The organism is Streptococcus infantis (assembly GCF_047464215.1).
Classification (GTDB): Bacteria; Bacillota; Bacilli; order Lactobacillales; family Streptococcaceae; genus Streptococcus; species Streptococcus infantis_P.
On record NZ_JASHCG010000027.1, the window covers coordinates 1 to 10,456 of the forward strand.

The 10,456-nt window shown below is 40.1% G+C and carries 12 protein-coding genes and 1 other RNA gene; 7 read left to right on the top strand and 6 right to left on the bottom strand.

The window, feature by feature from the left end; translation table 11 throughout:
- The coding region (locus tag QM469_RS10345; protein WP_414320623.1) for a Rib/alpha-like domain-containing protein at positions 1 to 966 on the top strand (966 nt) is incomplete at its 5' end.
- Positions 967 to 1,488: 522 nt separating this feature from the next.
- On the opposite strand, the gene ssrA is transcribed toward QM469_RS10345, so the two are convergent.
- The 6 genes from ssrA to QM469_RS10375 all read right to left on the bottom strand — a co-directional run bounded on the left by ssrA (position 1,489) and on the right by QM469_RS10375 (position 5,703).
- Positions 1,489 to 1,836, bottom strand: a transfer-messenger RNA (tmRNA) gene (gene ssrA / locus QM469_RS10350).
- Positions 1,837 to 1,939: 103 nt separating this feature from the next.
- Positions 1,940 to 2,521 (bottom strand): class I SAM-dependent DNA methyltransferase, encoded by a 582-nt coding sequence (locus tag QM469_RS10355; protein ID WP_414276790.1) that lies wholly within the window; start codon positions 2,519 to 2,521, stop codon positions 1,940 to 1,942.
- A 259-nt stretch (positions 2,522 to 2,780) separates the two neighbouring features.
- On the bottom strand, positions 2,781 to 3,440 hold the full coding sequence (locus tag QM469_RS10360) for an amino acid ABC transporter permease (protein WP_414276791.1): 660 nt from the start codon (positions 3,438 to 3,440) through the stop codon (positions 2,781 to 2,783).
- Between the two features lie 9 nt (positions 3,441 to 3,449).
- Positions 3,450 to 4,127, bottom strand: coding sequence for an amino acid ABC transporter permease (locus QM469_RS10365; protein WP_315640696.1), 678 nt, complete (start codon positions 4,125 to 4,127; stop codon positions 3,450 to 3,452).
- A gap of 12 nt (positions 4,128 to 4,139) precedes the next feature.
- Positions 4,140 to 4,934, bottom strand: coding sequence for a transporter substrate-binding domain-containing protein (locus QM469_RS10370; protein WP_414276792.1), 795 nt, complete (start codon positions 4,932 to 4,934; stop codon positions 4,140 to 4,142).
- 10 nt (positions 4,935 to 4,944) lie between these two features.
- Positions 4,945 to 5,703: an amino acid ABC transporter ATP-binding protein gene (locus QM469_RS10375; protein ID WP_414276793.1), complete on the bottom strand. Its 759-nt coding sequence runs from the start codon at positions 5,701 to 5,703 to the stop codon at positions 4,945 to 4,947.
- Positions 5,704 to 5,880: 177 nt separating this feature from the next.
- On the opposite strand from QM469_RS10375, the gene recJ reads away from it, so the two are divergent.
- The 6 genes from recJ to QM469_RS10405 all read left to right on the top strand — a co-directional run bounded on the left by recJ (position 5,881) and on the right by QM469_RS10405 (position 10,320).
- A complete protein-coding gene (gene recJ, locus QM469_RS10380; protein WP_414276796.1) occupies positions 5,881 to 8,106 on the top strand; it encodes a single-stranded-DNA-specific exonuclease RecJ in 2,226 nt (741 codons plus the stop codon).
- A gap of 308 nt (positions 8,107 to 8,414) precedes the next feature.
- Entirely contained in the window at positions 8,415 to 8,591 is a 177-nt protein-coding gene (locus QM469_RS10385) for a hypothetical protein (protein ID WP_414276794.1), read from the top strand.
- A gap of 140 nt (positions 8,592 to 8,731) precedes the next feature.
- The gene (gene rpmG, locus QM469_RS10390) at positions 8,732 to 8,884 is read left to right on the top strand and encodes a 50S ribosomal protein L33 (RefSeq protein ID WP_001809375.1); all 153 of its coding nucleotides are present in this window, start codon (positions 8,732 to 8,734) and stop codon (positions 8,882 to 8,884) included.
- A gap of 9 nt (positions 8,885 to 8,893) precedes the next feature.
- Positions 8,894 to 9,070, top strand: a complete 177-nt coding sequence (gene secE, locus QM469_RS10395; protein WP_001211016.1) for a preprotein translocase subunit SecE — start codon at positions 8,894 to 8,896, stop codon at positions 9,068 to 9,070.
- Positions 9,071 to 9,127: 57 nt separating this feature from the next.
- Positions 9,128 to 9,664: a transcription termination/antitermination protein NusG gene (nusG, locus tag QM469_RS10400; protein WP_045763385.1), complete on the top strand. Its 537-nt coding sequence runs from the start codon at positions 9,128 to 9,130 to the stop codon at positions 9,662 to 9,664.
- A 191-nt stretch (positions 9,665 to 9,855) separates the two neighbouring features.
- The gene (locus QM469_RS10405; protein WP_414276795.1) at positions 9,856 to 10,320 is read left to right on the top strand and encodes a sigma-70 family RNA polymerase sigma factor; all 465 of its coding nucleotides are present in this window, start codon (positions 9,856 to 9,858) and stop codon (positions 10,318 to 10,320) included.
- Positions 10,321 to 10,456 lie beyond the last annotated feature (136 nt).

Here is a 10,456-nt window from a genome sequence, read left to right on the forward strand (position 1 = left end):
CCAGTAGACACAACTACACCAGGTGATAAAGGAACTACAGTCGTTGTAACATACCCAGATGGTTCTAAGGATGAAGTACCAGTTAAAGTAACTGTAAAAGATCCAAGTGCACCAGCTACAGATGCAGACAAGAACACTCCAACAGCGAAAGATCAAACTGTTAAACCAGGAGATAAACCATCTGCCAAAGATTCAATCGGTAATGTCGGAGATCTTCCTAAGGGCACAACAGTAGAGTTCAAGACACCAGTAGACACAACTACACCAGGTGATAAAGGAACTACAGTCGTTGTAACATACCCAGATGGTTCTAAGGATGAAGTACCAGTTAAAGTAACTGTAAAAGATCCAAGTGCACCAGCTACAGATGCAGACAAGAACACTCCAACAGCGAAAGATCAAACTGTTAAACCAGGAGATAAACCATCTGCTAAAGATTCAATCGGTAATGTCGGAGATCTTCCTAAGGGCACAACAGTAGAGTTCAAGACACCAGTAGACACAACTACACCAGGTGATAAAGGAACTACAGTCGTTGTGACTTACCCAGATGGTTCTAAGGATGAAGTACCAGTTAAAGTAACTGTAAAAGATCCAACTAATAAAGTCGTTAAAGATCCATCAGTAACCCCAGTTACAGATCCAAGCAACTTGACTGACGCCGAAAAAGCTAAAGTAGCCGACGAAGTTAAGAAAGCTAACCCAACCGCGAAAGATATTAAGGTTAACAATGATGGATCAGTAGTTGTAACCTTTGAAGATGGTTCAGTAGCAGTCATTCCAGCTGAAAAAGCTGTTACAGCTGCTAACCAAGATTCACCTGCTCAAGCACCAGCTAAGAAAGCAGGAGCGAAAGAATTGCCAAATACTGGTACAGAACAATCTAGCGCTTCACTTGCTTTAGCACTTCTTGCAGCAGCAACAGGCGGACTCCTCTTCGCTAAAAAACGTGAGGAAGAAGAGTAAGAAATTACTCAAATAAAGCAAAACTGAGAATCTCAATTCTATGAATTTGCTAGAAAAACCGTAAGAAGAAATTCTTACGGTTTTTTTGATGGATAATGATTAGGAGAAAGGGGAAATGTCAGTCTTACAGATCTTTAAAATGCTAAAAATTCAATTGAATAGCTGTTCAATGTATAGTTGATTGAAATAAGATGTGAACAAAGAGGTTAGGAAAGTCAAATTAATTTCTAAAAATGTTTTAGAATTTATATTGTACTACTCTAAGTTCAATCCACTATATATGCTATTTTTCCCATAGAAGAAAAGTTAATGTTGCCATCTTTCAAGTGTCTTGATGTAACATTGTAAACTTGTATGATGACAGAAAAAACGTTGATATCATCAACGTTTGAAACATAGGAACACCTCACAACTCTTCTTGCCTCTATTATACGACTTTACACAAAGAAAAGCCCTTGGAAACTTGACTTCCAAGGACTTTGTCTTCGTTCTAACGTTGAGAACATCAACGTTTTTTTAATATAATGGAGCCGGTGGGAGTCGAACCCACGTCCAAACACCTGCTAACATATTTGTCTACGACCATAGGTTATGTATTGTTTTAACAGCCCCTCGACACATAACTCAAGCCTAGGAACTGCGAGTCTATAAATCTCTTATCAAACTGCTAGACAAAGCCTGATCGTATCTCGCTAATAATAAGACCTGTCATCAGACACGAGCAATCCGAATCGGGTCACGCCTGCTGGTTTTTAGGCAGCTAGAGCGTAAGAAGTGTTATTTTTTGCAGTTATATTTAACTGAGCGTTTACGTCGCCACACGAGTCGCAAAATATGCCTCATAATGCCTGTCGAATCCGTAACGACCCCAAAAGACAATACAACTATTATACCTTATCTGTTGAGAAAATGCAAAAGCTGAGTAAAGGTTAGTATATGCCTCGTTTTGAAGGCCTGTCTAATACCTCGAAGGTTAAATATTCTTGCTACTTGTAAGAAATAATCGGGAAGGTTTACGGAGAAAGAGATGGTCTGAGCTGTAGAGTATTTGACTTGTTATTTCCGAGAAACCTTGTTGGCTGAGACTTTCTTCAAGTTCAGAAATGATAAAACCGTGTGTCTCTCCATCTGGTAGAGTAAAATCAGCGATAAAGAGTTGTCCGCCATGAGTCAAATGTTCCTTGAACATAGCCAGACTGTCCTCGAGATTAGGCATATGATGAAGAACTCGACTGACGATAATAAGATCGAACTCTTCTTCAAGTGGTTCAAGTAATAAATCCTGTTGAATCAAGTATAGGTTTGAAAGCTTTTGACTTTCAATCTTGAGACGAGCTTGCGCAAGCATCTTGTCTGCAATATCAACCAAGGTCACTGATTTAGCTTGTTTGGTAAGAGGAAGGGCGATAAGGCCAGTTCCACCTCCAAAGTCTAGGATTGATTTGTTTGACAAATCAGGCACTTGTTTTACTAGATGCTGGCAAACAAGATCGGCCAGAAATTGATTTTTTGGAGAATCAAATGATTCTGCTCGATGATTAAAATGATGTTCCATACTTCTAGTCTAGCATAAAGTTTGGCAGTTTAACATTCCCTAGCTTTATTCTAGTAAAGGAATAAGCAAAAAGATTTCTTTCAAAAAGCGGTGGGACAGAAATCGATAGACACAGTCTAGATTTCGTAGTCCCAGCCCCGCGAGGATGATTAGGAGCTTTTTGGAGTCTAAAAGACGAACAAAAAGTTCAATCAGCTACCGCGTCAAAGTTTGATTGTTAATAAAAAGTGAGGCCGGGATTTTTTGTCCCAACCTCTTGTTATTCTGCAGCTTGTTGCCAACGTTTTGCTAGAGTCCGTGAAAGGCTTGAAATAGCTAGATTGAAGCTGAAGTAGATTAGGGCGATCAGGATATATAAGCTGAAAACCTGTTCTGGTTCAAAGTATCGGCCCATGAGGATTTGACTGGCACCAAAAAGCTCTTGGAGGGCGATTACAGAGTATAGAAGACTTGTATCCTTAATAACTGTTACAAATTGAGAGATGATGGCAGGGAGCATCTTGCGGATGGCTTGCGGTAGGATGATATGATAGAGGATTTGGCGATAGGAAAAACCTTGTGCCATTCCAGCCTCGTATTGTCCTTGATCCACTGCGTTAAGACCACCTCGGATAATTTCAGCAAGAGCTGCAGATGTAAAGAGAGTAAAGGCGGTGATTCCAGCTGGAGTAGACTTCATTTTAAAGACTAAAAAAATAGTGAAAATCCAGAGTAGATTAGGAACATTTCGTACAAATTCAATGTAGACACTAGCAAGGATTCGTAATAGGGTGTTTTTTCCATTACGCATGACAGCGAGGATGGTTCCAATTAGTGTTGAAAGCGTGATAGCAATCAAAGAGATATAGAGGGTTAGACCAAAACCTTTTAAAATAAAGATGAGGTTGTCTAGACTGAGAACTTCAAGAATACTTTCCATAAAAACCTCCTAAAGTGAATAAGCTTTTTTGTTAGCTTGCTCCATTTTTCGTCCAAATTGGGCGACAGGGAAGCAGAGAGCAAAGTAGAAGAAGGCGGCACCTAAAAAGGCTGGGATGTAGTTGCCGTTGAGTGCGGACCAAGATTTGGTGACAAACATAAGATCAACTCCAGAAATGATAGCTACTGTCGAAGTATTCTTAATCAGGTTGACGACTTGGTTGGTCAAGGGAGGGAGAATGATGCGAAAAGCCTGCGGTAAGATAATCAGGCGCATTGCGTTTGCGTAGGTGAATCCTTGAGAAAGGGCGGCTTCGAGTTGGCCTCTAGGGATAGACTGAATTCCTGATCGAATGACCTCGGCGATATAGGCACCGTGGTAGAGTCCGACGCAAAGAACGGCAGTCCAGTAGATAGGAATCATGATAGTATGGTTACTAATCAGAGGCAAGCCGTAAAAGACAATAACGAACTGAACTAGGAGAGGGGTGTTTTGATAAAATTCGACAAAGATACGAGACAAGATCCGTAAACTACCATGTTTGCTAGTGGATAAGGTACCAAATAGGATGCCCAATAGCATGGCTAGGGTAAAAGAACCTAGAGCAATAGCTATAGTAAAGAGAAATCCGTTAAAAAATTGACCAAAATGTTGAAAATAAGCTGTCCAAGATGATAAATCTATCATGTAGCTACCTCCTTATTCTGCTGAGTGTTTGGAAGGTTTGAGATTGTAGCGACCGTATAACTCCTGCAAGGTCCCATCCTGACTCCATTTGACAACCAATTGATCTAGGTAGTCATTCAGTTGCGTGTTTGATTTTTTGGTTACAATACCATAGTCAGAAGGTTTGAAGCTATCGTCAAGTAGTTCAGTTCTTTTGCTGGTATACCCGGAAAGGATAGAACGGTCTACTGAGAAGGCATCAATCCGATGGGCGTGGAGGGAGGTGATCAATTCAGGATAAGAGCCGAGTTCGACAAATTTAAAGGATAGTCCTTTTTTATTACCTAGCTCTGTAATCAGCTTTTGGGTGATGGATCCTTGTGCGACTCCAATGGTTTTTCCATTTAAATCCTCAATATCTTTAATCTTACCTGATTTATTTGCCAAAAATCCACAGGCGTCTGTATAGTAAGGACTGGTGAAGTTGTAGAGTTTTTTTCGCTCATCTGTGATAGTGAAGGTGGCGATATCCATATCCACTTGTTCGTTGTCTAACAGAGGACCACGAGTTTGGGCAGTAACTGGAACGTAGCGGACCTTGACCTTGAGTTGGTCTGCAATCAGTTTAGCTAAATCTGTTTCAATACCTGAGAATTCTCCAGTTTTCGGATTTTTATAGCCGAAATTAGGGACGTCTTGTTTGACGCCAACAACGATTTCTCCCTTTTTTTGGATATCTGATATACTGGTATCTGCTTGAACTGATGTCACAAATCCAATGCTTAAAAGGCTGGTAACTACTGTTGCAAGAAAGAAATTATTTTTCATAGGTGTCTCCTTATTTGACCTTGTCACTTTCGTGGTTGATAATCTTGCTGAGAAATTGTTGGGCGCGCGGTTCACTTGGGTAATCAAAAAATGCATCCACATCTGTTGTATCGACCAGGACTTGCCCATCTGCCATAAAGATGATGCGATCAGCTACTTTACGAGCGAAGCCCATTTCGTGTGTGACGATGATCATATTCATGCCGTCGTGGGCTAGTTTTTGCATAACAGCTAGGACATCACCGATTGTTTCGGGGTCGAGAGCTGAGGTTGGTTCGTCAAAGAGTAGGAGTTCAGGTTTCATAGCTAGGCCTCTAGCGATAGCCACTCGTTGCTTTTGTCCGCCTGATAAGGTGGCTGGATAGGAATCTTTCTTATCCCACATATTTACAAATTCTAAATATTTTTGCGCAGTTTTTTGAGCCTCTTTGGGATCAATACCCAGTACTTTAATAGGTGCGAGAGTTACATTTTCTAACACAGTCTTATGTGGATAAAGATTAAAATGTTGGAAAACCATACCTACTTCCTTGCGGAGAGGGACCAAATCCTTTTGGCTCGCACCTGCCACTTGGTGTCCGTTTACCAGGAGACTTCCGCTATCAATCGCCTCTAGACCATTGATAGTACGGATCAGAGTTGACTTTCCAGAACCAGATGGTCCAAGTAAAACAACAACTTGGCCTTTTTCAAAACGAAGGTTGATATTCTGGAGTGCGTGGTAGTCTCCGTAATACTTTTCAACAGCTTTAAATTCTACTAAAGTCATAATTTTTCTCCTTTGTGTTAGATTTTGTAACATAGATTCTACAACAAAAGCGTTTTCCTGTCAAATGATATTACAAAGAAATTAGTAAAACTTTGATAAAAGCAAAGCAGATAGAGAAAAACTGAAAATCATGTTATAATAAAATGATAGAATCGTAAGAAAGAGTGGATGATTTTTTTGATAATTCCTACTTATAATTGGCAATTTGCTCCGCAAGTTGAGGATGCGGATTTTACAAAGATAGCCAAGAAAGCTGGTTTGGGTCCTGAAGTGGCTCGTTTGTTATTTGAACGAGGTATTCAGGATGAAACCAGTCTGAAAAAATTTTTAGAACCTTCTTTAGATGATTTGCATGATCCCTATCTTCTGCATGATATGGAAAAAGCAGTGGAGCGGATTCGTCAGGCTATTGAGCAAGGGGAGTTGATTCTCATTTATGGTGACTACGATGCGGATGGGATGACTTCGGCTTCTATTGTTAAGGAGAGTTTAGAACAGTTGGGTGCTGAGTGCCTGGTCTATCTTCCTAATCGCTTTACGGACGGCTATGGTCCAAATGCCAGTGTCTACAAATATTTTATCGAACAGCAGGGCGTGTCTTTGATTGTGACGGTGGACAATGGTGTGGCAGGGCATGAAGCCATTGATTTGGCCCAGTCTATGGGAGTGGACGTCATTGTGACCGACCACCATTCTATGCCTGAGGTTTTACCAGATGCCTATGCTATTATCCATCCTGAACATCCAGGGGCGGACTATCCTTTCAAGCATTTGGCTGGTTGTGGTGTTGCTTTTAAGCTAGCTTGTGCCCTTTTGGAAGAAGTACAGGTTGAGTTGTTAGACTTGGTTGCAATCGGGGCAATTGCCGACATGGTCAGCTTGACGAACGAAAATCGTATCATGGTTCAATATGGTCTTGAGGTCTTGCGCAATACTCAGCGAATGGGATTGCAAGAAATGTTTGAAATCGCTGGGATTTCAAGTAGTGATGTGACAGAAGAGACGGTCGGTTTTCAGTTAGCACCTCGTTTAAATGCCCTAGGGCGCTTGGATGATCCCAATCCAGCTATTGATTTGTTGACTGGATTTGACGATGAGGAAGTACATGAAATCGCCCTTTTGATTCATCAAAAGAATGAAGAACGTAAGGAAATTGTTCAGTCGATTTACGATGAAGCCAAGGGCATGGTGGATCCTGATAAAAGTGTTCAAGTTTTGGCCAAGGAAGGCTGGAATCCGGGGGTTCTTGGAATTGTAGCTGGGCGTTTGCTTGAAGAACTAGGGCAGACAGTCATTGTACTGAATATCGAAGATGGACGCGCCAAGGGTAGTGCTCGAAGCATAGAAGCAGTCGATATCTTTGAAGCCTTAGACCCGCATCGAGAACTGTTTATCGCCTTTGGTGGTCACGCAGGCGCTGCAGGTATGACCCTTGAAGCGGATAAGTTGGAAGTCTTGTCTGATGTTTTGGAAGCCTATATCCGAGAAAAAGGTGCAGATGCCCAAGGTAAAAACAATCTATTTTTAGACGAAGAACTGGATTTAGAGGCCTTGAGTTTGGAGACGGTGAAAAGTTTTGAACGTCTAGCTCCTTTTGGGATGGATAACCAAAAACCTGTCTTCTATATTCGAGATTTTCAAGTTGAAAATGCTCGCGTTATGGGGGCTGGTAATGCTCATCTCAAGCTGAAAATTTCCAAAGGTGAGGCTAGTTTTGAGGTGGTCGCTTTTGGTCAAGGGAAATGGGTGACTGAATTCTCACAGACCAAGCAATTGGAATTGGCGGTGACTCTCTCTGTCAACCAATGGAATGGACAAACCACCTTGCAGTTGATGATGGTTGACGCCCGTGTAGAAGGTGTCCAGCTCTTTAACATCCGTGGCAAGAATGCCCTGTTGCCAGAAGGTGTACCTGTTTTGGACTTTAGGCAAGAGTTGCCTGATGTGACCTCTTGTTCAGCTATTGTCATAAAAAATATTCCTGAAGATTTATCCCTTCTTAAGAAAATCTGTCAGGAGCAGGATTTTTCTGCTATTTATTTTAAAAATGATATAGCCAAGGCTTACTACTTGACGGGCTATGGCACAAGAGAGCAGTTTGCAAAATTGTATAAAACCATCTATCAGTTCCCAGAGTTTGACATTCGCTATAAACTCAAGGATTTGGCGGGCTATCTCAAGATTGAGCAAATCCTGCTAGTTAAAATGATCCAGATCTTTGAAGAGCTTGGCTTTGTGACCATTGACAATGGTGTCATGAGGGTGAATAAAGAGGCTGAAAAGCGTGATATGGCTGAAAGTCAGATTTATCAAAAACTGAAACAAACTGTTAAAGATCAGGAGATTATGGCGCTTGGAACAGTCCAAGAAATCTATGATTTCTTAATGGAAAAAAATGAATAGAAATAGAAAGAGTTGGCTTGCTGACTCTTTTTGTTTGCTATCAAAAACCTCTTCTATGAAAGGAATTTAGTGCTATAATGAGAGGAGTGAAGGACTGTTGAACTTTGTTGAAGAAAGTTATACTCTTCGAAAATCTCTTCAAACCACGTCAGCGTCGCCTTACCGTATATGTGTTACTGACTTCGTCAGTTCTATCCACAACCTCAAAACGGTGTTTTGAGCAACCTGCGGCTAGCTTCCTAGTTTGCTCTTTGATTTTCATTGAGTATTAGTATCAAAAGTACCAGAGAAGTTAGTCGGAGGAGAAAATGGAAAAAGAGAAGAAAAAGAAATTACTGGCAGAGTATAAGCAGCAACAGAAGAAAGAATTTGAAGCAAGTTTACCGATACCAAGGGAAATATTTTTAGACTTGTTTGATTTTTTGGATCAGGAGTTAGAGTCGCTGACTTGTTATGACGCTTTTCTTTTGAAAAATTATGTTTAAAAGTATTTTGGATAAATCCCTTGGTAAAACAAGTGGAAGTTACTTTGAAAAATTAGTTGAGAAATCACCTTAAAAAATCAAAAACGATTTAACTTGTCAAAGCAGAGGTTTATTGTTATAATAGGTAGGATGGAGGCGTTATGGCACTTAAAAAAGCAAGTCTAGCCTGTGCGGTTTGTGGTTCTAGAAACTATTCGATTAAGATTAGTGGCAATCCAAAACCAACACGCTTAGAAGTAAATAAATTTTGTAAACACTGTGGCAAGTACACCACACACCGAGAAACGAGATAGGAGAAAACGATGCGTTTTATTAAGGACATTTTTAAACTTCTTAAAGAAACAACTTGGCCGACTCGCAAGGAAAGTTGGTTAGATTTTAAATCTATCATGGAATACACTGCTTTCTTTGTAGTGATGATTTATATTTTTGACCAATTGATTGTTAGCGGATTGATTCGTTTTATTAATATTTTTTAAAATAAGCTAAGGAAAAGATCTAGTCGCTGAAATTCTTCAGTTAGGAAAGGAAAAAACATGGATAGTTTTGATAAAGGATGGTTTGTGCTACAAACTTACTCTGGCTACGAAAATAAAGTAAAAGAAAATCTATTGCAACGTGCACAAACATACAATATGCTAGAAAATATTCTACGTGTTGAAATTCCTACACAAACAGTGCAAGTAGAAAAAAATGGAAAGAAAAAAGAAATCGAAGAAAATCGCTTTCCAGGGTATGTTCTTGTAGAAATGGTTATGACCGACGAAGCATGGTTTGTTGTACGTAACACACCAAACGTAACAGGATTCGTAGGTTCACACGGAAATAGATCAAAACCAACTCCACTTTTGGAACAAGAAATTCGCGATATTTTAGTTTCTATGGGTCAAACTGTCCAAGAATTTGACATTGATGTTGAAGTTGGTCAAACTGTTCGTATTATTGACGGTGCTTTCGCGGATTACACAGGTAAGATTACAGAAATTGATAACAACAAAGTCAAGATGATTATCTCTATGTTTGGGAATGATACAGTAGCAGAAGTAAATCTTAATCAGATTGCAGAACTTTAATCAAAAATATTATCAATATAAAATCACAAACAAAGACAACTGTAGAGACAACAGTTGTCTTTTTTCACTCTCACTTGTCAGCATTCACAACTTCCATAACATTAGAGAGTAAAAACAGCACAAGATAGAAACTAGTGCCCTTCTTTCCCCCTTTCTCTGCTATACTACAAGCAGAGAAAGGGGGAAAGCAAATGCTTGAAAAGTATTATGAGAAGGTAAAAGGAATTGTCCATAGATGCCGAAAAGATTACTATCTTCATCTATGGGAAAAAGAAGACTGGGAGCAAGAAGGCATGATTTGTCTCCATGAACTTCTAGAACACCATCCAGAACTAGTGGAAGAAGAAAAGAAACTCTACGTCTACTTCAAAACAAAATTTCGCAATCGAATCCTTGATAGTGTCAGAAAACAAGAGAGTCAAAAACGTCGCCTAGACCGGATGGCCTATGAAGAAGTAGGAGAAATTAGCCATCGCCTACCAGAAGGAGGATTGTGGTTGGATGACTACTACGCCCTTCATGAATTGTTGAATACTTATAGAAGAAAATTACCAGAAGATAAACAAGAAGCCTACGAACGCCTCTGGGCAGACGAACGTTTCAAAGGACGCAAAGCCCTTCTCAGAGAGCTGAAGGCAATATTACAAGACTTCTAAAAAAAATTTAAAAAAGGTGTTGACAAAGTAAGAAAAGTCGGTATAATAGTAAGAGTTGAAAATAACAACTCCGGTCCGTTGGTCAAGGGGTTAAGACACCGCCTTTTCACGGCGGTAACACGGGTTCGAATCCCGT

Excerpts from the sequence above, each read along its gene's own strand:
- QM469_RS10355 (WP_414276790.1), bottom strand. The coding sequence starts at position 2,521 with ATGGAACATCATTTTAATCATCGAGCAGAATCATTTGATTCTCCAAAA.
- QM469_RS10360 (WP_414276791.1), bottom strand. The coding sequence starts at position 3,440 with ATGGAAAGTATTCTTGAAGTTCTCAGTCTAGACAACCTCATCTTTATT.
- QM469_RS10365 (WP_315640696.1), bottom strand. The coding sequence starts at position 4,127 with ATGATAGATTTATCATCTTGGACAGCTTATTTTCAACATTTTGGTCAA.
- QM469_RS10370 (WP_414276792.1), bottom strand. The coding sequence starts at position 4,934 with ATGAAAAATAATTTCTTTCTTGCAACAGTAGTTACCAGCCTTTTAAGC.
- QM469_RS10375 (WP_414276793.1), bottom strand. The coding sequence starts at position 5,703 with ATGACTTTAGTAGAATTTAAAGCTGTTGAAAAGTATTACGGAGACTAC.
- QM469_RS10385 (WP_414276794.1), top strand. The coding sequence starts at position 8,415 with ATGGAAAAAGAGAAGAAAAAGAAATTACTGGCAGAGTATAAGCAGCAA.
- rpmG (WP_001809375.1), top strand. The coding sequence starts at position 8,732 with ATGGCACTTAAAAAAGCAAGTCTAGCCTGTGCGGTTTGTGGTTCTAGA.
- secE (WP_001211016.1), top strand. The coding sequence starts at position 8,894 with ATGCGTTTTATTAAGGACATTTTTAAACTTCTTAAAGAAACAACTTGG.
- nusG (WP_045763385.1), top strand. The coding sequence starts at position 9,128 with ATGGATAGTTTTGATAAAGGATGGTTTGTGCTACAAACTTACTCTGGC.
- QM469_RS10405 (WP_414276795.1), top strand. The coding sequence starts at position 9,856 with ATGCTTGAAAAGTATTATGAGAAGGTAAAAGGAATTGTCCATAGATGC.